This is a genomic window from Arthrobacter glacialis, from assembly GCF_002909415.1.
GTDB classification, from domain to species: domain Bacteria; phylum Actinomycetota; class Actinomycetes; order Actinomycetales; family Micrococcaceae; genus Specibacter; species Specibacter glacialis.
In genome coordinates, this window is record NZ_PPXB01000018.1 from 18690 (window position 1) to 38515 (window position 19826).

At 61.0% G+C, this 19826-nt stretch carries 20 protein-coding genes; 13 read left to right on the forward strand and 7 right to left on the reverse strand.

Annotation, left to right across the window (positions count from 1 at the left end):
* The first annotated feature begins 7 nt into the window (after window positions 1-7).
* The gene (locus CVS28_RS17605) at window positions 8-616 is read left to right on the forward strand and encodes a hypothetical protein (protein ID WP_103482330.1); all 609 of its coding nucleotides are present in this window, start codon (window positions 8-10) and stop codon (window positions 614-616) included.
* Between the two features lie 74 nt (window positions 617-690).
* The gene (locus CVS28_RS17610) at window positions 691-1071 is read left to right on the forward strand and encodes a hypothetical protein (protein ID WP_103467144.1); all 381 of its coding nucleotides are present in this window, start codon (window positions 691-693) and stop codon (window positions 1069-1071) included.
* Here the strand turns inward: CVS28_RS17610 and CVS28_RS17615 are convergent.
* Window positions 1068-2045 (reverse strand): N-acetylglucosamine kinase, encoded by a 978-nt coding sequence (locus tag CVS28_RS17615; RefSeq protein WP_165788195.1) that lies wholly within the window; start codon window positions 2043-2045, stop codon window positions 1068-1070. The genes CVS28_RS17610 and CVS28_RS17615 overlap by 4 nt on opposite strands.
* 92 nt (window positions 2046-2137) lie before the next feature.
* On the opposite strand from CVS28_RS17615, the gene CVS28_RS17620 reads away from it, so the two are divergent.
* From CVS28_RS17620 to CVS28_RS17640, 5 genes are all read left to right on the forward strand, one after another.
* On the forward strand, window positions 2138-3109 hold the full coding sequence (locus CVS28_RS17620) for a MurR/RpiR family transcriptional regulator (protein WP_103467142.1): 972 nt from the start codon (window positions 2138-2140) through the stop codon (window positions 3107-3109).
* Window positions 3093-3866 (forward strand): sugar isomerase domain-containing protein, encoded by a 774-nt coding sequence (locus tag CVS28_RS17625; RefSeq protein ID WP_243399964.1) that lies wholly within the window; start codon window positions 3093-3095, stop codon window positions 3864-3866. Before CVS28_RS17620 ends, CVS28_RS17625 begins: the two co-directional genes overlap by 17 nt.
* Window positions 3867-3997: 131 nt before the next feature.
* Window positions 3998-5413 carry an N-acetylglucosamine/diacetylchitobiose ABC transporter substrate-binding protein gene (ngcE, locus tag CVS28_RS17630; RefSeq protein WP_103467141.1) on the forward strand — a complete coding sequence of 472 codons (1416 nt, stop codon included), beginning with the start codon at window positions 3998-4000 and terminating at the stop codon, window positions 5411-5413.
* Between the two features lie 92 nt (window positions 5414-5505).
* The gene (locus CVS28_RS17635) at window positions 5506-6405 is read left to right on the forward strand and encodes a carbohydrate ABC transporter permease (RefSeq protein ID WP_103467162.1); all 900 of its coding nucleotides are present in this window, start codon (window positions 5506-5508) and stop codon (window positions 6403-6405) included.
* A gap of 104 nt (window positions 6406-6509) precedes the next feature.
* Window positions 6510-7301, forward strand: coding sequence for a carbohydrate ABC transporter permease (locus CVS28_RS17640; protein ID WP_243399967.1), 792 nt, complete (start codon window positions 6510-6512; stop codon window positions 7299-7301).
* 80 nt (window positions 7302-7381) lie between these two features.
* On the opposite strand, the gene CVS28_RS17645 is transcribed toward CVS28_RS17640, so the two are convergent.
* The gene (locus tag CVS28_RS17645) at window positions 7382-7951 is read right to left on the reverse strand and encodes a CGNR zinc finger domain-containing protein (RefSeq protein ID WP_103467139.1); all 570 of its coding nucleotides are present in this window, start codon (window positions 7949-7951) and stop codon (window positions 7382-7384) included.
* 73 nt (window positions 7952-8024) lie between these two features.
* On the opposite strand from CVS28_RS17645, the gene CVS28_RS17650 reads away from it, so the two are divergent.
* Window positions 8025-9050: an EamA family transporter gene (locus CVS28_RS17650; RefSeq protein WP_103467138.1), complete on the forward strand. Its 1026-nt coding sequence runs from the start codon at window positions 8025-8027 to the stop codon at window positions 9048-9050.
* Between the two features lie 55 nt (window positions 9051-9105).
* On the opposite strand, the gene CVS28_RS17655 is transcribed toward CVS28_RS17650, so the two are convergent.
* From CVS28_RS17655 to CVS28_RS17665, 3 genes are read right to left on the reverse strand one after another with little or no spacing between them, the layout of a single operon-like run.
* Window positions 9106-11409 carry a heavy metal translocating P-type ATPase gene (locus tag CVS28_RS17655; protein WP_103482332.1) on the reverse strand — a complete coding sequence of 768 codons (2304 nt, stop codon included), beginning with the start codon at window positions 11407-11409 and terminating at the stop codon, window positions 9106-9108.
* A 24-nt stretch (window positions 11410-11433) separates the two neighbouring features.
* A complete protein-coding gene (locus CVS28_RS17660) occupies window positions 11434-11658 on the reverse strand; it encodes a heavy-metal-associated domain-containing protein (protein ID WP_103467136.1) in 225 nt (74 codons plus the stop codon).
* 5 nt (window positions 11659-11663) lie between these two features.
* Window positions 11664-11990: a metal-sensitive transcriptional regulator gene (locus CVS28_RS17665; protein WP_207767561.1), complete on the reverse strand. Its 327-nt coding sequence runs from the start codon at window positions 11988-11990 to the stop codon at window positions 11664-11666.
* Window positions 11991-12209: 219 nt separating this feature from the next.
* On the opposite strand from CVS28_RS17665, the gene CVS28_RS17670 reads away from it, so the two are divergent.
* Both CVS28_RS17670 and CVS28_RS17675 read left to right on the forward strand, forming a co-directional pair.
* On the forward strand, window positions 12210-13352 hold the full coding sequence (locus tag CVS28_RS17670) for a WD40/YVTN/BNR-like repeat-containing protein (protein ID WP_103467134.1): 1143 nt from the start codon (window positions 12210-12212) through the stop codon (window positions 13350-13352).
* A gap of 10 nt (window positions 13353-13362) precedes the next feature.
* Complete coding sequence (locus CVS28_RS17675; RefSeq protein ID WP_103467161.1) at window positions 13363-13653, forward strand: MoaD/ThiS family protein; 291 nt, start codon at window positions 13363-13365, stop codon at window positions 13651-13653.
* Between the two features lie 5 nt (window positions 13654-13658).
* On the opposite strand, the gene CVS28_RS17680 is transcribed toward CVS28_RS17675, so the two are convergent.
* Both CVS28_RS17680 and ptsP read right to left on the reverse strand, forming a co-directional pair.
* Window positions 13659-13937 (reverse strand): HPr family phosphocarrier protein, encoded by a 279-nt coding sequence (locus CVS28_RS17680; protein ID WP_103467133.1) that lies wholly within the window; start codon window positions 13935-13937, stop codon window positions 13659-13661.
* 86 nt (window positions 13938-14023) lie between these two features.
* The gene (gene ptsP, locus CVS28_RS17685; protein ID WP_103482333.1) at window positions 14024-15709 is read right to left on the reverse strand and encodes a phosphoenolpyruvate--protein phosphotransferase; all 1686 of its coding nucleotides are present in this window, start codon (window positions 15707-15709) and stop codon (window positions 14024-14026) included.
* Window positions 15710-15858: 149 nt separating this feature from the next.
* Here ptsP and CVS28_RS17690 point away from each other — a divergent pair, with 149 nt between their 5' ends.
* The 3 genes from CVS28_RS17690 (at window position 15859) to CVS28_RS17700 (ending at window position 19718) form a co-directional block, all read left to right on the forward strand.
* Window positions 15859-16581 carry a TetR/AcrR family transcriptional regulator gene (locus CVS28_RS17690; protein ID WP_103467131.1) on the forward strand — a complete coding sequence of 241 codons (723 nt, stop codon included), beginning with the start codon at window positions 15859-15861 and terminating at the stop codon, window positions 16579-16581.
* A gap of 63 nt (window positions 16582-16644) precedes the next feature.
* Window positions 16645-18561, forward strand: a complete 1917-nt coding sequence (locus CVS28_RS17695; RefSeq protein WP_103482334.1) for a PTS mannitol transporter subunit IICBA — start codon at window positions 16645-16647, stop codon at window positions 18559-18561.
* Window positions 18561-19718, forward strand: a complete 1158-nt coding sequence (locus CVS28_RS17700) for a mannitol-1-phosphate 5-dehydrogenase (RefSeq protein WP_103467129.1) — start codon at window positions 18561-18563, stop codon at window positions 19716-19718. Before CVS28_RS17695 ends, CVS28_RS17700 begins: the two co-directional genes overlap by 1 nt.
* The last annotated feature ends 108 nt before the right edge of the window (window positions 19719-19826 follow it).

Genomic DNA, 19826 nt, shown 5'->3' on the forward strand with positions numbered 1-19826 from the left:
TTAGTGGGTGAGTGAAACTGCCCTTCCCCAATCTGCCGCTGCCAACATGAGCGTGGCCAATACGCCACTCCTCTGGCGAGCCGTACTTCTGCGCGCCCTGGTCACCTTGGCCTTTGGCCTCACAACAGTATTTTGGGGTGCACCGGGCACCTTGGGCCTGTGCCTGGCCCTTGGCGCTTATTTTCTGGCCGCAGCTGCCGCGCAGTACTTGAGCGTGCGCACGCTTTCCTTGACCCGCAATGACGCCCGGCGGCTGGTGCTCCTTGGTGCTGCGGGTCTTCTGGCAGTCAGTGGCGTGGTGGTGGCCATCTCGGCGAGCACACTGGTGGCGGCCGTGCTTGGCGGGGCCGCGCTCGCCGTCATGGGTGGAGCCGAGCTTTTTTCGGCACTTTACCGGCCAGCCGGAACGGCACACGCTAAGTCTGCACTGGGCAACGACTGGCTTATCTCCGGAGTTTTGGGCCTCGGCACCGGAATTCTGCTTCCCTTCTTTGCCGCAGCGGGGCCTCACGCGCTGATGGGCGTTGCCGGTGGTGGCGCCCTGATGACGGGTGCCCTGTGGGTGTTGTCGGCCCTCACCTTGCGCCATGACGGCTACACGGCAAAAGGCCAGTAAACTAGAAGTCAAATGTTCTACTTTGCGTAGAAACACGTGGTGCGCGCAACACCAACCAAGCTAAAGGATCAATTGTGGGCAGTTCAGAGCCGGCGAACCCAAACTCGGGCAACTCCATCAAGTTCCCCCTCAGCTTCTCCTTCGCGATGGGTGCTGTAGCAGGAATCGTCACCCTGGTGGTTTCGGCCGGCGGCACCAAGCACGGCCTCCGCTGGGATCTGGGCGGCATTGCCTTCGGCATCGCCTTCATCGCCACACTGCTGATAGCTTCCCTGCTGGTCATGGGCCACAAGGAAAATGACGACTACCTCAGCGAAGGCTTGGGTGTGAACCGCAAGTCCTCCGACAGGCTCAAGCAGGCGCGGGCTGACACGGCAGCCCGGGCCGAAGAGGCACGGGGCACCGCCGCAGAGCCCACCGATGCCACGGACGACGGCGACACCGCCTCACGCTAGATCCTCTCGTCGCGCAGTGCGGCAAGGCTCTCCTGAATGCGTGCAAACACTGCCGCATCAACCACAACGCCATGGCGCTTGAGCACCAAGACGGCTGCCCCCGCCACCCCGTCGTGGACCAAAATTGGTGGTGTTGACTCCAGCAATCGCGCCGCCACGGCCGCGGCCACGGTGCCACCCTTGGTCAGCACGCTGCCGCCAAAAACCAGTGGCTCGCCTGCGCCCGGGGCAACGGCCAAAAGGGTCCGGGCCAATGCGTCGGCCGCCCGCTCGATGATGTCCGTGGCCACGGGATCCTGCGCAACGGCAAACACCAGCGGGGCAAATCTGGAGAGTTCGATTGCGCTGCTCTCGTAGACCTTGCGGATCAGCTGTTGCTGGGCCCGCAGCCGGCCCTGGGTGCGCTGGCTGGGATCAAGGGTGATGCCCAAGTCTGCCAAGACCAGTTCCGTCAGGGCTGTGGGTGCACCTCGCCCATCAAGGGCGGCGGCCACGGCCCGGGCCACTTGGCGTCCCAGCCAAAAACCGGAGCCCTCATCCCCCAAAAGCCAGCCAGTGCCGTCGGCCACCGCGGCAAGCCGGCTAGCCGAGATTCTGGCTCCCACGGCTCCCGTGCCAGCTATCAAAGCACTGCCATTGTTCTGATAGCTTCCAGAGTAAAAGGCCGCCAATAGATCAGATTCAATCACCACATTTCCGGTCAGTCCCAGCGTAATAAACCGTTCCCGGAACAAATGTGTTGGCAGTTCAAGGGATGCGCCGGCCATGGCCACCAAGGTCCCGGCAAGGAGCTGGACACCCCCTCCAAGTGCCTTTTTGGAGGCACCCACAAGGGCGTCAAGTGCGGGATCAAATCCGCGCGAAACCGGGTTTCCTCCCCCTGCCGTGCCGTATCCCAGGCACTGCCCGGAGGCATCGAGAAAAACGGCCCTTGTTGAGGTGCCACCGGCGTCAATTGCGAGGAAGTTTTGCATCGTTACCATTCTGTGTCTAGGTGTGACTTGACTTACATCTGCGGTGATAATAGTTTTCATTATGTAGTCACCTAAAAGAAACGGATTTTCACATGTCAGCCTTCACGCCAACTCCCGCAGCAGTAACAGCTGCCGGCGTCGTGAACCGCATTCAGGCAAAACTACCTGACATGCCGGCCGCCATGGCAAAAATCGGCACGTATCTTTTGGAGCACCCGCAGGCGCCTCTGGAACTGTCCATCATGGAACTTGCGGAACAAACAAAAACGTCCCCGGCCACTGTGACTCGGTTCTGCCGCTTGCTTGGATATGCCGGCTATGTTCCCTTCCGGGTCAGCATTGCCTCCGACTTGGGCCGCAGTGACGCGCGGGAATCGTGGAAAGCCGATATTGGCCGGGCCTTTGGCCCCGACGACTCTCCGCGTGATGTGCTCAGCACCCTGGTAAACGCCCATACGCGTTCGCTGGAGGAGACTGCCGCCGTCATGGATTTGGCCTTGATGAACAAGATCGCCCGCCGCATCGCCATGAGCAACCATGTGGACATCTATGGCATTGGCGGCAGTGCCGTCATGGCCAAGGAGCTGCAGTCGCGCCTGTACCGGATTGGCATTAATGCCCATCATTGGTCGGAGGTGCATGCAGGCCTGACCAGCGCCGCCATTCAGGACACGAACTCGGTTGCCATTGGTATTTCAAACACTGGCCGCACCGAAGAGACCCTGCAAATGTTGCGTGAAGCCGGTGAGGCGGGTGCCCTGACTGTGGCGCTGAGCAACAACCCCGGGTCCCCCCTGGCGGAGAGTGCCGATGCTTCCATCATCACCTCGGTGCATGAGCAGTTCCTGCAGCCGGATGACCTTTCCGCCAAGCACGTGCAACTGCTGGTTATTGATTTGATCTATTTACTGGTGGCCCAGGTGAATTTTGCCCAAACCACCTCAAAGCTGGCAGCCTCCGCCATGGCAGTATCCCCGCACCGCCGCCCCACCAGGGCTGCGCGACTTGAACTGGGTACGCACAGGAGTCAGCGCAACACCGGAAGGGGTGAGGATCATTACTGAGTCCATCACAAGTTTTAGTTTGGAAGTTTCCTCGAGGCTTGAAGCCATTACTGCCTGGGCCCTTGCGGGCGGTGTCAGCGAAGCTGCGCAGGCCATGGCTGACTCGTTGGCCAATGACGGGGTCATTCAAGCATTTGGCACCGGCCACTCCGAGGCGTTCGCCATGGAAATTGCCGGCCGCGCCGGGGGCTTGATCCCCACGAGCAAGATTGCACTGCGTGACCTGGTGCTCCATGGCGACCGCGACGTTGCCGCCTTGGACTCGCTCGAGGGTTCGGTTTTGGAGCGTGACACGGGCGTAGCGGAGGAGTTGTTCAACCTCTCACTGGTTGATCCCCGCGACATATTCATCATCGCCTCCAATTCAGGCGTGAACGGCTCCATTGTGGGTTTGGCCTTGGCTGCCAAGGCCCGCGGTCACAAGGTGATAGCCGTCACCAGTCTGGAACACACAAATGCCGTCGACACAAAGCACCCAAGTGGTGTGCGTCTCAGTGAGATTGCAGATATTGTTATCGATAACAGGGCGCCGTATGGCGACACGACCCTAGAGGTTTCCGGCGGAGGAGGTGTTGGTGCCGTCTCATCGATCACGGCTGCATATATTGCGCAGCTGCTGACCATCGAGACGGTGCAATGCCTGGTCCGTGCGGGGAAGAAACCGCCCATCTATATTTCGGCAAATATCCCGGGCGGGGACGAACACAATACCGCACTGGTGGGCCAGTATGCTGGCCGGCTCAGGCGTGAGGCGTGATTCCAACAGCTACGTAGTTGAAGATCGCTACAGCGCGTGAAGTCAGCCGAATGAAATGCAGTACCAGTACTAAAAAGTACAAGGCAGTACCGATTAAGCGTTCGTACCATCAATGGAAGGCAGTACATAGAATGAGTATTCAGAACAAGCCGCTGCAGCGTCGTGGATTCCTCCGCGGTGCCCTGGCCACCGCCGTGCTCTTGCCCTTGGGTGGAGCCTTGGCCTCCTGTGCAGGCGGCTCCACGCCTGCTGCTACTTCCGGCGCTCCCGCCGCAGGTGCCGACGCCAAGAACCCGTTCGCGGTTGCTGATTCCGGCGTTCTTGACGCTGTAATCTTCAAGGGTGGCTACGGCATCGACTACGTCGAGTTCGCTGGTGCGATCGTCAAGAAGAACTTCCCGAACATGGAAGTCAAGATCAGCCCCTCCACCGATATTGCTCAGGAACTGCAGCCCCGCTTTGTCGGTGGCACTCCGCCGGACCTGATTGATAACTCCGGCGCCAAGTCCATTGGCTTCAGCACCATCTTGGATCAGCTCGAAGACCTCAAGAGCGTTACCGAGTCCAACAACCTCGAGGGCACCAAGATTGCTGACACGCTGTACGACGGCGTTTTGGCTCCGGGTACATTTGACGGCAAGGTTGCTGCCATCAACTACGTGCTCACCGTTTACGCAATGTGGTACTCCAAGTCACTGTTCGACGCCAATAGCTGGAAGGTTCCCACTACCTGGGAAGAAGCGATGGCTCTCGGCGCCCAGGCTAAGGAAAAGGGCAAGTACCTGTTTGTATTTGGCAAGGAAGCTGCCACGTACTACCAGGAAATGGCCATCGCCTCAGCCATCAAGGAAGGCGGCGACGAAGTCCGCTTGGCTCTTGAAAACCTGAAGTCCGATGCCTGGTCCAACCCGGCGATCCAGAGTGTCTTCACCGCACTCGAGAAGATCGTTGCGGCTGGATACATCAAGCCCGGCGGCGCCGGCACCGTCTTCACCGCCGCTCAAGCACAGTGGAGCAACAATCAGGATGCGCTGCTCTACCCTTCAGGTTCTTGGATTGAGAACGAAATGAAGGACCAGACCAAGGCTGACTTCAAGATGACAGGTGCTGCCGTTCCTGTTGTTTCTGCCAGCCCGAAGATCGCTCAGACGGGTCTGCACTCCGCAGCTGGCGAGCCCTTCATTGTTCCCTCCAAGGGCGCCAATGCTGCTGCAGGCAAGGAATTGCTGCGCACCATGCTCTCCAAGGAAGCTGCAACCAACTTCGCCAAGACCAAGCTGGCTCCGACAGTTGTCAAGGGCACCGTTCCCGCCGACGGCTTCGGTTCCACCGCGCTGGTCTCCCAGACCACGTTGCTGGATGCTGCTGGCAAGGACATCTTCACCTGGAACTTCATCGACCTGTACGGCATGAACGCCGACATGCTGGTGCCGTGGAACTCCTTCCTGGACGGCAAGCTCGACGTTGCCGGTCTGACCAAGGCTCTGCAGTCCATCACCGACAAGGTTGCCAAGGACGATTCGGTCAAGAAGATTGAAGTGAAGTGACTCAAGTAACAAACGAAGTGCAGTCGGGCGGTGGCGTTGTCGCCACCGCCCGGCGGCGCCGGAAAAAATTGACATTCGATAAGGTCAGCTTCATGGCAGTCTTTTTGGGACTGCCGTTGGTGATCTATCTGGTCTTCGTGATCTCGCCTTTTGTCCAGGCGGTGTACTACTCGATGACCAGCTGGAGCGGCTTCGACAACAACATGCCGTTCGTGGGCCTTGGCAACTATGTCAAGCTTTTCAATGACGACATCTTCATGTTGTCTGTGCGAAACAGTATTGTCCTGGCGATCTTCCTGCCTGTCATTACGGTCATTCTGGCCCTGGTGCTGGCAACGTTGGTCACCATTGGTGGCAGCAGCCGCGGGCAGATCAAGGGCCTGAAGGGTGCCGGTTTCTACCGCATTGTCTCCTTCTTCCCCTACGTGATCCCCGCCGTCGTCATCGGCATCATCTGGGCGCAAATCTTCAACCCGGACAATGGATTGCTCAACGGCATCCTGACGGGCATTGGGCTGGACGGTTTCAAGGACTTCCCCTGGCTGGGTGATTCCCGCACGGCCATGATCGCCTCGATGGTTGTTATTGTGTGGGGCTTTGTTGGCTTCTACATGATCTTGTTCATCGCAGCCATCAAGGGCATCCCCGCTGAAACCTTTGAAGCTGCCCGCATCGATGGCGCCGGCCGCTTCCGCACGGCCATCAACATCACCATCCCGCTGATCCGTGACAACATCCAGACAGCCTACGTCTACATGGGCATCCTGGCTTTGGACGCATTTGTGTACATGTCCATCTTGAACTCCACGGGTGGGCCCGAGAACTCCACCTTGGTCATGTCGCAGAAGCTGTTCACCACGGCATTCTCCAAGGGTCAGTTCGGCCTTGCCTGTGCCATGGGTGTGGTCTTGGCAGTAATTACATTGATCTTCTCGGCACTGGTGTTCCTGGTGAACCGTTGGACCGGCGGCAACAAGGATGTGTCAGAATAATGGCTTTGAATATTGCTAAGAACAAGCCGGCAGCCCACGGACATGTTGAGCGCAAGTCTCAGGAGACTAAAGGCGACAAGGTGGTAGCGGGTGTTTCGCACACCATGCTGGCCCTGTGGTCCCTGCTGGTGCTGGTGCCCCTGGGCTGGACCCTGCTCTCCTCGTTCAAGACAACGTCAGAGATCTTTGCGTCGCCGTTCTCCCTGCCTGAGGTTTGGCAGTTCCAGAACTACGTCAACGCGTGGAACACGGCCGGAATCGGATCGTACTTCTTCAACACGGTCATTGTGGTGGGCGCTGCGCTCGTCATCGTGATGGTGCTGGGGGCCATGTGCGCCTATGTTTTGGCTCGCTTTGTCTTCCCGGGTTCGCGTGCCATCTACTACCTGATGCTCGCAGGCCTGACGTTTCCGATCTTCCTGGCCATTGTGCCCTTGTTCTTCATCTTGAAAAACATGGGACTGTTGAATACCTTGCCCGGTTTGATCATTGTCTACGTGGCGTTCGCGCTTCCCTTCACCGTGTTCTTCCTGTTCTCCTTCTTCAAGGCTCTGCCGAGCGAAATTGCTGAAGCGGCACAGATTGACGGCGCCGGTGAATGGCGCACCTTCTTCCAGATCATGCTGCCCATGGCCAAGCCTGGTATGGCATCCGTTGCCATCTTCAACTTCCTGGGTTTGTGGAACCAGTACCTGATCCCCGTGGCCATCAACACCAAGCGTGAGAACTATGTTCTTTCGCAGGGTATTGCTGCCTTCGCCGGCCAGCAGGGCTACGCGGTGGACTTTGGTTCACTGTTCGCGGCAGCCATCATTGTGGTTGTTCCTGTTTTGGTCATGTACATCCTCTTCCAGCGCCAGCTTCAGGGCTCGGTGTCTGCAGGAACCATGAAGTAACTCGTCTTTCCCCAGATCGAACGGGCAGTAGTTGTTGATGTTGGACTCCAACATCAACAACTACTGCCCGTTCGATGTGTTTAACCGGTTGATTTGCGACGCCGGTAGGCGGCCACATGGGCTCGGTTGCCGCAATTGCCGGTATCGCAATACCGTCGGGACCTGTTCTTGGACAGGTCGATGAGCACCGCCTGGCAGTCCGGTGCGGCGCATATTTTCAGCCGGCCCAGTTCCTTGGCGCGGATCACATCCACCAGGGCCATGGCCGCCTCAACCCCCATGCGCTGGGCCAGGGGAGCTGCTGGCGCTGTTGCGTGCAGGTGCCAATCCCATTGGTCGTGCTTAACCAGTTGCGGCAGTGCGTGGGCGCGGGCCAGAAGTGCATTGGTCATGACCGCCGCAGTGTCCTCATCCGCGGTAAAGATGATCCGCAGTTCGCTGCGCATGGCGCGCACTGCCTTGACCTCAGCGGGCGAATGCTCGCGTGATCCGCTAAATTGTTCCCGCAGCACAAACGCGTCCAGATCATCCATGCTCGCCAGGGTGTCGTGCCCCGTGACACTCAGGTCAGCTTCGACTGAACTGGGTGCTGTGTTGATCAGATTGGCGGCTGACTGCAAAGCCACTTCCGTGTCATTAGTAAAGACCATGTTGACTCCTGACAATTGACGGGCGTAGTGTCATTAGTCTAACGCCTTACACTCCTGACATACGGATGCTCTCATGCCCTCTTCCAAGAACACAGCTGTTGTGCCCACTGCCGCAACCCGAACACCCGTGGCCTCGCCGGCGCTGTTGCTGGCCTTTGTTTCGGCTGCGGCATTTGCCCTGTCCGGCTCCTTTGCCAAGTCGCTGTTCGACGCCGGCTGGTCCCCGGGCGCGGCCGTCGCCATCCGCATTGGCGGCGCCGCCGCTGTCCTGCTCATTCCTGTCATCATCACTCTGGTCCGGCAGTGGCACGCGGTGAAGGGCTCGCTGCTGCGCATAGCTATCTACGGAATTGTCCCGATAGCCCTGTGCCAGCTGTTCTTCTTCAACGCCGTGGCGCACCTTTCGGTGGGTGTGGCCCTGTTGCTGGAATACCTCTCGCCCGTGCTGTTGGTGGCGTGGGCGTGGCTGATGACCCGCCAGCGGCCGCGTGCCCTGACGATTTTGGGTGCAGCGAGTGCCATGGGCGGGTTGGTTTTGGTGCTCGATCTTGCCGGCAGCCAGCAGGTCAGCGTGGAGGGCATCCTCTGGGGTTTGGCCGCGGCCGTGTGCTCGGCGTTTTACTTTGTCATGTCAGCCCGTGCCGACGACAACGTGCCGCCGATCCTGATGGCTGGCGGCGGCATGGCTGTGGGCGCCGCAGCGATCATTGGCATGGGGCTGGTGGGTGTGATGCCGCTGGCGTACACCACCAGCGATGTGGTGTTCGCGGGAAACCAGGTGCCCTGGTTTGTGCCGGTTCTGGGCCTGGTACTGGTGACAACCGTGTTCGCCTATGTGGTGGGCATTATTGCCACGCGCGGGCTGGGGTCCAAGGTGGCCTCCTTTGTGGCGTTGTTCGAAGTGCTTTTTGCCGTCATTTGGGCGTGGATCCTGCTGGGCGAGCTGCCCCGGCTCATCCAGTTGATGGGTGGATTGTTCATCATGTTTGGCGTGGTCATGGTGCGTCTAGACGAGTTGCGCGGGCCGTTCACGCGTGGTGGCGGCTACCTTGTGGACCTGGACGTGGCGGATGCCGATGCGAGTCCCGCGCGAGACTAGCTGTCCCCAGACAAAAAGGAGGTCCGGCGGGGTTGCCCGCCGGACCTCCTTTTGGCTACTTGCCGAAGCGCCGCAACCGCAGTGAGTTCGCCACCACCAGCACCGAGCTGGCAGCCATGGCGGCACCGGCGATCATCGGATTCAACAAGCCAAGTGCTGCTACGGGGATGCCGATGGCGTTGTAGAAGAACGCCCAGAACAGGTTCGTCTTGATGGTTCCAAGCGTTTTCCGTGACAGCGCAATGGCCGTGGCCACCTGGCCCAAGTCATTGCCCATGACTGTCAGGTCTGCCGCCTCAATGGCAACATCTGTGCCCGAGCCCATCGCGATGCCAAGATCGGCCTGCGCCAGGGCTGCTGCGTCATTGACGCCGTCGCCCGCCATCGCCACCGTGGCCCCGGCGGCCTGCAACTTCTTGACCGCCTCCACCTTGCCCTCGGGCAGGACATCGGCAAACACATCCGCAGGTGGTATCCCCACGATTGCCGCCACCTGGGCTGCCACGGCGGCGTTGTCACCGGTGAGCAGGATGGGCCGCAAGCCCAGCTCCTTGAGCCTGGCAATGGCCTCAACGGAACCGGCCTTGATGGTGTCCTTGAGTGCGATCAAGCCGGCGGCCTGTCCGTCCACGGCCACCCAGATGGCGGTGGTGCCGCGCTGTTGCTGCGTCACCAATGCCTTGCGGTCAGCATCGGAAAGTTCGACGCCGTTTTCCTCCAGCCAGCCTGCCCGGCCAGCCAGCACCGTGCTGCCTTCGATCAGGGCCCGTACGCCGCCGCCGGGGGCTGAGGTGAAGTCCTCCACCTGAGGCATCTCACCCTGGGTGCGGGCGTGCTCGGCAATGGCGTGGGCAATGGGGTGTTCACTGTGGGATTCCACAGCACCTGCAAGGCGCAGGACCTCGTTTGCCGGCATCTGGGCGAGGGTCACGACGTCGACCACGCTCAACTTGCCCTCGGTGACGGTGCCGGTCTTGTCCAGCAAGATGGTGTCCACCGTGCGGGTGTCTTCCAGGACCTGCGGGCCCTTGATCAGGATGCCCAACTGGGCAGCGCGGCCGGTTCCGGTCAGTAGGCCAACGGGTGTGGCGAGTCCCAGGGCGCAAGGGCAGGCGATGATCAAAACGGCGACGGCGGCAGTGAAGGCGGCCTGGATATCACCGCTGAAGATCAGCCACAGTGCAAAAGTGATGACGGCAATGACCAGCACGATCGGCACAAACACGGCGCTGATCCTGTCCGCCAGGCGCGCAATAGGTGCCTTGCCAGCCTGTGCGGCGCTGACCAGTTTGCCCATTTGGGCAAGCGTTGTCTCCGCGCCGACGCGGGTGGCGCGCACCAACAGGCGGCCGGAGGTGTTGATCGTGGCGCCTGTGACGCCGTCATCCACAGTGACGTCCACGGGCAGGGACTCACCGGTAATAAGGGAGGTGTCCACGGCCGAGGTGCCGGATGTGACGATGCCGTCCGTGGCGATCTTTTCGCCGGGCCGGACCACAAAGATCTCATCCACTGCCAGCTGGTCCGCCGGGATCTTAACCTCGACGCCGTCGCGAAGCACAGTGGCTTCCTTGGCGCCCAGGCTCAGCAGCGCCTTGAGCGCGTCACCGGCCCTGGCCTTCGCCTTGGCTTCCAGGTAGCGTCCCAACAGCAGGAACGTCACCACCACGGCCGAGACCTCAAAGTACAGGGGCGCGTGCCCGCTCATGTGGGCGCCGTGTGCTGTGAGCATCGGATCCATGACCATGGTGACGGTGGAGAACGCGAACGCCGCACTGACACCAATGGAGACCAGGGTGTCCATGGTGGAGGCGAAGTGCCGGGCGTTGATGGCCGCGGCCCGGTGGAATGGCCAGGCGGACCACGTCACCACGGGCAGCGTCAGGGCACCCACCACCCAGCCCCAGTGCGGGAATTGCAGTGCCGGGAACATGGAGATCAAGAAAACAGGGATGGTGAGAATGGCGGCCAGGATCAGCCGCGGGCGCAGTGTTGCGGCGGTGCCGCCATGTGCCATGTGGTCGGTATGCTCCTGCGCGGCGCCTGGGTGAGCGCCGTGCTCGTGGTGGGGTTCGGCGTCGTGCTTGGGCATTGATGTGGCAGCAGGGACATTCTTCAACCGGGCCTTGTAACCCGTCGCGTTGACGGTGTCGATGATTTGTTGGTTGGACATGCCGGCGGGGACCGTGACCTGGGCTGTTTCCAGCGGGAGGTTCACGGAAGCGCTGACGCCTTCGAGTTTGCCCAACTTGCGTTCAACCCGGCTGACGCACGAGGCACAGGTCATGCCTTCAATGTCGAGCTCAACCATGCGGGGGCCGGGTGTGGCGGTTTGGGTCAAAATATCTGAGGCGCTCATGGCGCTCCTTAAATTGAAAGCGGGTTAGGCGTTGTTGGCAACCATGAGGTAGCCGGCCTCGGCGATGGCCTCGCTGATTTCGGCGGGGTCAAGGGTCAGGGTGGAAGTAATGGTGACCTCGGAGATACTGCCGGCGTTGAGGTCCACGGAAACAGTCTCCACGCCCTTGAGTGCGGTCAGTTCCTCGGTAACGGAGCTGATGCAGTGTCCGCAGGTCATGCCTGAAACGTTGATGGTGGTGGTGTTCATCTCTATTAGCTCCTGAGTAGGCGGGAAATGGCGGCGGTGGCTTCGGAAACCTTCTCGGAGACGATCTCCGGGTTGCCTGATTCTTGGGATTCATGGGCGGCGTTGACCACGCAATGGGCAATGTGGTCCTCGAGGAGGCCGATGCTCACGGCGTGCAGTGCCTTGTTGACGGCGGCCATCTGGGTGAGGATGTCAATGCAGTACTTGTCCTCCTCCACCATGCGGGCGATGCCGCGAACCTGGCCCTCTGCGCGCTTGAGGCGGCGCAAGTAGGCCTGTTTTTCCTCGCTGTAGCCGTGCGGGCCGGGATGTTCTGTTTGGGTGCTTGTCATGCCTTCAATGTATACCCCCATAGGGTATTGGTCAAGTACCCCATGGGGGTATTGATGGGACTTTGCGGCCCAGCGCGCCCGTCCCCGCTTTTCGCGCCCGTCCGGACGGGCGCGAAAAGCGGGGACGGGCGCACCGGATACGGGATTGGGCGTGTGGGATCAGAAGTTACCGGTTAGTAACTCTTGTTGCCGTGGTGTTGGGGTGGTCGAATTTAACCCATGACAAGCAATGGAGCGCAGCCGAATTCTTTGGATGACCAGCCGCAGGACCAGCCGATAACTACGCTGCTCGCCGTGGGAACCAAGAAAGGTCTGTGGCTGGGCACCAGTATCGACAGATCGAACTTCACTTTCACCGGCCCCCACTTTTTGATGCAAGAGATCCCCAGCATCGGGATCGACACCAGGGGCGGCAAAACCCGAATCATGGTGGGCTTGCGCAGCGAACACTGGGGGCCGACAGTTGCCCACTCGGACGATTTTGGCGCCACCTGGCAAGAGCCTGACCACGGAGCCATCACCTTCCCGGCAGATACAGCTGCGGCGCTGGAGCGCGTATGGCAGATCCAGCCGGACAGTGCGGACCAGCCAGGCGTGGTGTGGGCTGGATGTGAGCCCATTTCGGTGTGGAAATCCACCGATGGCGGAGAGCATTTTGAGCTCAACCGGGGCCTCTGGGACCATCCGCACCGCCCCGAATGGGGTGCCGGATTTGGTGGCGCGGCAGCGCATACAGTCCTGCCAAGCGCCAACGATCCCGGCACCATTCATGTGGCCATGAGCACCGGGGGCGTGTACCGGAGTACCGATGACGGAGAGACGTGGGAGGCCCGGAATAAGGGCATTACGGCGTATTTCATGCCAGACCCCTTGCCGGAATTTGGCCAGTGCGTGCACAAGATCGCCCGCGACCCCAACAGCTCCGGGACCCTCTACGCGCAAAACCACCACGGCGTGTACCGTACCGATGACAACGCCGATACCTGGAATTCCATTGCGGACGGACTGCCCACGGATTTCGGTTTCACCATCTTGACCCACCCGAGCCGCTCCGGCACGGCATGGGTTGTGCCCATCAAGGCCGACGGTGAACGGATTCCGCCAGAGGGCCAGATGGCGGTGCACCGCACGGACGACGGCGGCGCGACCTGGAAACGGTTGGCGGATGGGTTGATGGAACCCGACTACAACGTGGTGCTGCGGGATGCGGCGGCCGTTGATAATGCCGAACCTGCCGGTATTTACTTTGGCACTCGCGGCGGTTCGGTGTATGCCAGCGCCAACGAGGGCGAGCACTTTGTCGAAGTCCTCACGCACCTGCCGGACGTCTTATGTGTCCGTGCCGCCGCCGTCGAGCTTTAGCGGTGTGGTCATGGCCAAGGAAGTGACAGTCTTGGTTCCTCGCTTGTTGCAAACCATGGTGGGCGGAAGCGAAGAGCTGCGCCTGGACGTTGGCGACGGCGCCAGTGTGGCGCAACTGCTGGACGTCATTGGTGCGCAATTTCCAAAATTCAACAGGCGCCTGCGCGATGAGACAGGGGCGCTGCGGCGGTTCGTGAACATTTACGTTGACGGCGACGATGTGCGTCGCCTGGATGGGCTGGCCACCCAGGTGGCCGCCGGCCGGGAAGTGATGATCATTCAATCCGTGGCCGGCGGCTAAACCACTCAGAGTGCGTCAAGGTCCGTTTCGAGCATTTGGACCAAGGAGTCCAGGGCTGCGTCAGCACCGTCGCCCTCGGCCCGCAGGACCACCACGCTGCCGTGCTCGGCACCCAAGGTCATCAACGACAAGATGCTGCTGGCGTCCATGGCGTCATCGATCGGGGCGCCATCCATGGCGATGGTGACTTCAACGCCGGTTTCACCGGCCGCTGCGGCAAACAGTGAAGCTGGGCGGGCGTGCAATCCTGAGCTGCTGGCGACGGTTGCTTTACGTTCGGACATGGTTCCTCCTGTGGGAGTGGTTAATGACATCTTGGTGATTGGTGCTGTGGTTGATTGGTGCTGTGGTTCGGGTTGGCCGGAGAGAATCAGAGGCCAAGTTCTGCGAGGATGGGCAATTTCTTCCGCGCCCGGTCCCGTGCTTCCGTGGGGTTTGTTGCGTGCAAGGCCAATGTAGCAATTTCTTGTGCTTCTTTCAGTGTCACAGTGGCAAGGACTGCGCCCACCGCCGCCAGTGACCGTGCCGTCATGGACAGTGTTGAGACGCCCAAGCCCACCAGAACGACGGCGAGGGCAGGGTCCGCGGCGGCCTCACCGCAGACGCCAACGGGCTTCCCGCTTCCCTCCGCGATGGATCCGGCCACTGTCAGGCGAACCAGCTGGAGCACTGCGGGCTGCCACGGGTTGTTCAGCGCGGCCAGGGGGCCCAGCTGGCGGTCCGCGGCCATGGTGTACTGCGTCAGGTCGTTGGTGCCCAGGCTGGCGAATTCGACCTGGCCCAGGATTGACTCCGCCGTAACTGCCGCGGAGGGTACTTCCACCATGACGCCAGGAGTCTTCAGTCCTGCCGCCGCGCACAGGGAAGCGAAGCGGGCTGCCTCATCGGCAGTGGAGATCATGGGAGCCATGACCCAAACCTGGGCCGTGGTTCCCTGGGCCGCCTCCGCAATGGCTGCGAGCTGGCGCTCCAGCACCCCGGGGGTTGAGATGTCTGTCCGGTAGCCGCGCACACCCAGCGCCGGGTTCGGCTCATCGGCGTCGGTCAAAAAGGGAAGCGGCTTGTCCGCGCCTGCGTCTAGGGTGCGGACCACAACCTTCTTGCCCGGGAATGCGTCAAACACTCCACGGTATGCCTGAACCTGCTCCTCGATGGAGGGTTCTGTTTCCCGTTCCAGGAAGCAAAACTCGGTGCGCAGCAGCCCCACGCCTTGGGCGCCGGCGGCCGCGGCCTTGACGGCGTCCTTGGCTCCGCCCACATTGGCCAGGAGGGGGACCAAGTGGCCGTCCGCCGTCGTACCCTGCCCATCAAAAACTGTCAGGAATGATGCGTTGGCTGCCCAAGCGGCCGCTGCCGAGCGCTCAGTGTCGCCGGGATCGGTGGCGATGGTCCCTGCCGTACCGTCGACATAAACTTCCGTCCCGTCCGCCAGCGTGTCAACACCGGCGGCGGCGACCACTGCGGGCAGGCCGAGCGAACGGGCGATGATGGCCGTGTGCGACTGCGGGCCGCCACCGGCCGTGACCAGGGCAATCACCTTGGCGGGGTCCAGCGTGGCTGTGTCTGCCGGTGCCAAGTCGTGGGCCACGAGGATGAAGGGTGCTTCGGAGGCGGGTATGCCGGGTGCCGGGATGCCGCGCAGTGCGGCCACTATCCTGGCGCGGACGTCCAGGACGTCTGCGGCCCGCTCGGCCATGTAGCCGCCCAAATTCACCAGCATGGTCACCACGGCTTCGGCGGCTTCCCACACCGCCCGCTCTGCAGAAGTGCCGGTGTTGATCAGTTTGACGGACGCTTTGATGAGCATGGGATCCGTAGCCATGAGAGCGGTTGCTTCCAGGACGGCCTTGGCGTCGGGCCCGGCCACAGCGGCGCGGTCACGCAACTGGGCCTGAACAGCCTTAGCTGCCACCGTAAGCGCAGCTGCTGCGTCCGCGGCGCTGGTCCCCGATGCCAGTTTCTCCCCGGCAGGCGGTTCAGCCAAGGGTTTCGGCATTTGCCGAATGGTTCCAACAATTCGTCCGGGGCTGACGCCAACTCCTGGGAAACTCTGCATTGAAATTCCTCAATTTCTTTGTCTGGCTTCAGTGCCAGCCGGTGGGCCGCGGTGCCCGCCAGTGGGTGTCCCGCGGTTGCGGGGTGTCCTAAAAATATATCCTGTGATGTACTTCATATAGCATTGCTATAGATGCTAGGGTAGCAGTCATGAACTTCAACAGCCAGCTTCCACCGAAAGTCAGGCTGCTAAAAGCTGCCGCCGAATTGTTGGCTAATTCGGCGGGTGCGCCAGTATCTACCCGGCAAATTACCGAGTTGGCCGGCGTGACGGCACCTACCCTCTACCACCACTTTGGCGACAAGGAAGGGCTCTTCAACGCAGTCATTGATGCCGGGTTTGAAGAGTACGTGGCCGGTGAACACAACTTTGCCCCGAGCGGCCGTCCGCTGCAGGATGTCCGCCAAATTTGGGACAACCATCTCCAGTTCGGCTTGGACAATCCACAGCTGTATTCGGTGATGTTCGGCAATATCCGCCCGGAGAGCCGTCCGGTGCGGGTCGCTGAGGCTGAAGGTTTCATGGAGGAAATGCTGGAGAAGGCGGCTTTGGCCGGACAGCTTTGCGTTTCACCCAAGGAAGCGGCCAGAAGCATCCTGGCAGCCAATGTGGGGGTCACTTTGATGCTTCTTGCGGAACCTGCGGCCGACAGGAACTTCGATTTATCCGATATGACCCGGGAAGCGGTGATCTCCGCCGTCTCTTCGGAGCTTGAACTCAGTACGGCAGCGGCGCCAGTGGGCGCATCATCGGTGGTGGTGGCGGCCATCGCCCTCAACGCCGCGCTTGAATCGTCCAACCCGGAACAACTCTCAACGTCTGAATTGAAGTTGTTCCTGGAGTGGCTTGATCGCATTTCCAAAAATTCTTGAAATAACCAGTAAACATCACCAGTTACTCCTGCACAGGCGCAGGACTCACGGTTAGGAATAACAATGGCAACACAATCAGTGGCCGCCCCCAAGGGTGGCGTGCGAGTTGGGGTGCAGAAATTCGGCACCTTCCTCTCAGGCATGATTATGCCCAACATTGGGGCATTCATTGCTTGGGGCCTCATTACAGCCCTCTTCATCCCGAAGGGCTTCTTCCCCAACGAGACCCTCGGGGCCATGGTTGGCCCCATGATCACCTATCTGCTGCCCGTCCTGATTGGTTACACGGGCGGCAAGATGGTCCACGGAGTCCGCGGTGGCGTGGTGGGTGCTGTGGCGACCATGGGTGTCATTGTGGGTACGGACATCCCCATGTTCATTGGTGCCATGATCATGGGTCCGCTGACCGCCTGGGTGATGAAGAAACTGGACAAGGTCTGGGAAGGCCGGGTCAAGCCAGGCTTTGAGATGCTCATTGACAACTTCTCCGCCGGTATCCTCTCCGGCATCATGGCCGTGATCGGTCTGGTGGTGGTGGGCCCGGTGGTGCTGGCCTTCAGCAACGGCGCCGGACGCGTGGTTGAATTCCTGGTCAATAACGGGCTATTGCCGCTGACAAGCATCTTCATCGAACCCGCCAAGGTTCTGTTCCTGAACAACGCCATCAACCACGGGATCCTGACCCCGCTGGGCACCGAACAAGCACTTGCCAACGGCAAGTCCATCCTTTTCTTGCTTGAAGCGAACCCCGGCCCAGGCTTGGGCATCCTGCTCGCCTACTCCTTCTTCGGCAGAGGCTTGGCAAAGGCTTCTGCCCCGGGCGCGGCAGTGATTCAGTTCCTCGGCGGCATCCACGAGATCTACTTCCCGTACATTCTGATGAAGCCGATCATGATCATGGCAGCCATCGCTGGCGGTATGACGGGCATCTTCATGCTGGTCCTGACCGGGGCGGGTCTGGTTGCCCCGGCTGCCCCGGGAAGCATCTTTGCTGTCTTTGCGATGACAGCCAAGGACAGCTACTTCGGTGTTGCCTTGTCGGTGGTAGCGGCCACCGCCGTTTCCTTTGCGATTGGCTCCCTCATTCTGAAGATCAGCCCGATCCCTGCCGACAGCGACGGCCTGGGCGACGCCACCGCCAAAATGGAAGCACTGAAGGGCAAGAAGAGCTCGGTCGCGTTCGCCCTCGCGGGCGACGGTGCCAAGGGCCCGATCAGCACTGTTGTCTTCGCATGCGACGCCGGCATGGGCTCCAGCGCCATGGGCGCCTCGGTGCTGCGCAACATGATCAAGAAGGCGGGCTTCCCGGAAGTCAAGGTCACCAACTCGGCCATCGCCAACCTGACTGACACATACGACGTCGTCGTGACTCACCAGGACTTGGCCGCCCGTGCCGCCCCCGCCACAGCCAGTGCCGTGCACGTCTCCGTGGACAACTTCATGAACAGCCCCCGGTATGACGAAATTGTGGAGCTGGTCCGTGCCAAAAACTCGGCCGCCGGCTCCTTCGCCGACGCACCAGACGAGGTGGTTGAAGCTCCGGTGGGCAGCAACATTCTGGCCCGCGAAAGTGTGATCCTCAAAGGCACCGCCACCACCCGGGACGGCGCCATCGATGAGTCCGGGGCGCTTTTGCTGGCCCGCGGAGCCGTGGATGCCGTGTACGTCAGGGCCATGCATGAGCGCGAGGAATCGGTGTCCACATACATGGGCAACTTCCTGGCCATCCCGCACGGCACCAACGAGGCCAAGGGCAACATCATCTCCTCGGCCGTCTCCGTCATTCACTACCCGAACGGCATCGACTGGAACGGCAAGCCCGTGAAGTTTGTGGTGGGCGTGGCCGGGGTGAACAACGAGCACCTGGCAATCTTGTCCTCGATCGCACGGGTCTTTACCGACAAAGACCAGGTGGCCAGGCTGGAAAACGCCACCAGTGTCGACGAGGTTTTGGACATCTTTGGAAAGGTCAACGCATAGTGAAAACAGTTCATTTTGGTGCCGGAAATATCGGTCGCGGATTTGTTGGGCTGCTGCTCCACAAAGCCGGCTACGAGATTGTCTTTGCCGACGTCGCCGAGGCCCTCATCAACGAGCTTGCCGCCGCGGATTCTTACAGCGTCCATGAAGTGGGTGAGCACCCTGCCGTGCACACCGTGGACAACTTCCGGGCGCTGAACTCAGCGCTCACACCGGAACTTGTGGTCGCCGAAATCGCGACGGCGGACATGGTCACCACAGCTGTGGGCCCGAATATCCTCAAGTTCGTTGCACCGCTGATTGCCCGCGGCATCGCAGCACGCGACGCCGCCTTGGCACCATTGCAGGTCATGGCGTGTGAGAATGCGATCAATGCCACTGACATCCTGGAGGCAGCCATCCGGGCTGACAACGCGGTGGATGAGGCGGCTGTTGATGCCCGCGCCGTGTTCGCCAACACGGCTGTGGACCGGATTGTGCCCAACCAGGCGCCGGGCCAGGGCCTGGATGTCACTGTGGAGTCTTTCTTTGAATGGGTCATCGACAAAACCCCGTTCCATGGCAGCGAGCCCGCGATCGGCGGGGCCACCTTTGTGGACGATTTGGTGCCCTACATTGAACGCAAGCTGTTCACGGTGAATACCGGCCACGCGGCCACGGCCTACTTTGGCTACGCCGCCGGCATTGAAAAAATCTCCGACGCCATGGCACACCCCGCGGTCAAGGCCAAGGTGCGGGCCGTGCTGGAGGAAACCAAGGCCCTCTTGGTCAAGAAGCACGGGTTTGACGAGGCGGAGCAGGAGGCCTACGTCCAAAAGATCCTGGTGCGGTTCTCCAACCAATACCTGCCGGACACGGTGGGGCGCGTTGGTCGTGCACCGCTGCGCAAACTCGGCCGCCACGAACGGTTCATCGGCCCGGCTGCCGAGCTGGCCGAGAACGGTGTCGCCCCTGTGGCGTTGCTTGAAGCTGTTGAAGCGGCACTGCGATTCACTGACGAAAGTGACGCCGAAGCTGTGGAGCTTGCCGAGATCCTCAACGGCAGCACGGCCTCCGCAGCTGCTGAAAGGATCACGGGGCTGGCACCCGAGCATCCGCTGTTTCCGGCCGTCCGCGACGCGATCGAAACCGTGAAAGCAGCGGCGGCAGCCAAATAACGGTGAGGGCTCCGCGAGAGCGGGACCAAGCCGGCGCGAAACCTAGTAAACGGGGTCTAGCCGCGCGATAGGTGGCACGATGTGCCGTTATCGTGGCTTGGCCCCGTT

What these genes read in the sequence shown, in the direction of transcription:
- CVS28_RS17675 (WP_103467161.1), top strand. Translation starts at nt 13,363, where the DNA reads ATGGCCAAGGAAGTGACAGTCTTGGTTCCTCGCTTGTTGCAAACCATG.
- CVS28_RS17620 (WP_103467142.1), top strand. Translation starts at nt 2,138, where the DNA reads ATGTCAGCCTTCACGCCAACTCCCGCAGCAGTAACAGCTGCCGGCGTC.
- CVS28_RS17655 (WP_103482332.1), bottom strand. Translation starts at nt 11,409, where the DNA reads ATGAGCGCCTCAGATATTTTGACCCAAACCGCCACACCCGGCCCCCGC.
- CVS28_RS17670 (WP_103467134.1), top strand. Translation starts at nt 12,210, where the DNA reads ATGACAAGCAATGGAGCGCAGCCGAATTCTTTGGATGACCAGCCGCAG.
- CVS28_RS17640 (WP_243399967.1), top strand. Translation starts at nt 6,510, where the DNA reads ATGCTGGCCCTGTGGTCCCTGCTGGTGCTGGTGCCCCTGGGCTGGACC.
- CVS28_RS17695 (WP_103482334.1), top strand. Translation starts at nt 16,645, where the DNA reads ATGGCAACACAATCAGTGGCCGCCCCCAAGGGTGGCGTGCGAGTTGGG.
- CVS28_RS17650 (WP_103467138.1), top strand. Translation starts at nt 8,025, where the DNA reads ATGCCCTCTTCCAAGAACACAGCTGTTGTGCCCACTGCCGCAACCCGA.
- CVS28_RS17665 (WP_207767561.1), bottom strand. Translation starts at nt 11,990, where the DNA reads ATGACAAGCACCCAAACAGAACATCCCGGCCCGCACGGCTACAGCGAG.
- CVS28_RS17680 (WP_103467133.1), bottom strand. Translation starts at nt 13,937, where the DNA reads ATGTCCGAACGTAAAGCAACCGTCGCCAGCAGCTCAGGATTGCACGCC.
- CVS28_RS17690 (WP_103467131.1), top strand. Translation starts at nt 15,859, where the DNA reads ATGAACTTCAACAGCCAGCTTCCACCGAAAGTCAGGCTGCTAAAAGCT.
- CVS28_RS17635 (WP_103467162.1), top strand. Translation starts at nt 5,506, where the DNA reads ATGGCAGTCTTTTTGGGACTGCCGTTGGTGATCTATCTGGTCTTCGTG.
- CVS28_RS17615 (WP_165788195.1), bottom strand. Translation starts at nt 2,045, where the DNA reads ATGCAAAACTTCCTCGCAATTGACGCCGGTGGCACCTCAACAAGGGCC.
- CVS28_RS17645 (WP_103467139.1), bottom strand. Translation starts at nt 7,951, where the DNA reads ATGGTCTTTACTAATGACACGGAAGTGGCTTTGCAGTCAGCCGCCAAT.
- ngcE (WP_103467141.1), top strand. Translation starts at nt 3,998, where the DNA reads ATGAGTATTCAGAACAAGCCGCTGCAGCGTCGTGGATTCCTCCGCGGT.
- CVS28_RS17660 (WP_103467136.1), bottom strand. Translation starts at nt 11,658, where the DNA reads ATGAACACCACCACCATCAACGTTTCAGGCATGACCTGCGGACACTGC.
- ptsP (WP_103482333.1), bottom strand. Translation starts at nt 15,709, where the DNA reads ATGCAGAGTTTCCCAGGAGTTGGCGTCAGCCCCGGACGAATTGTTGGA.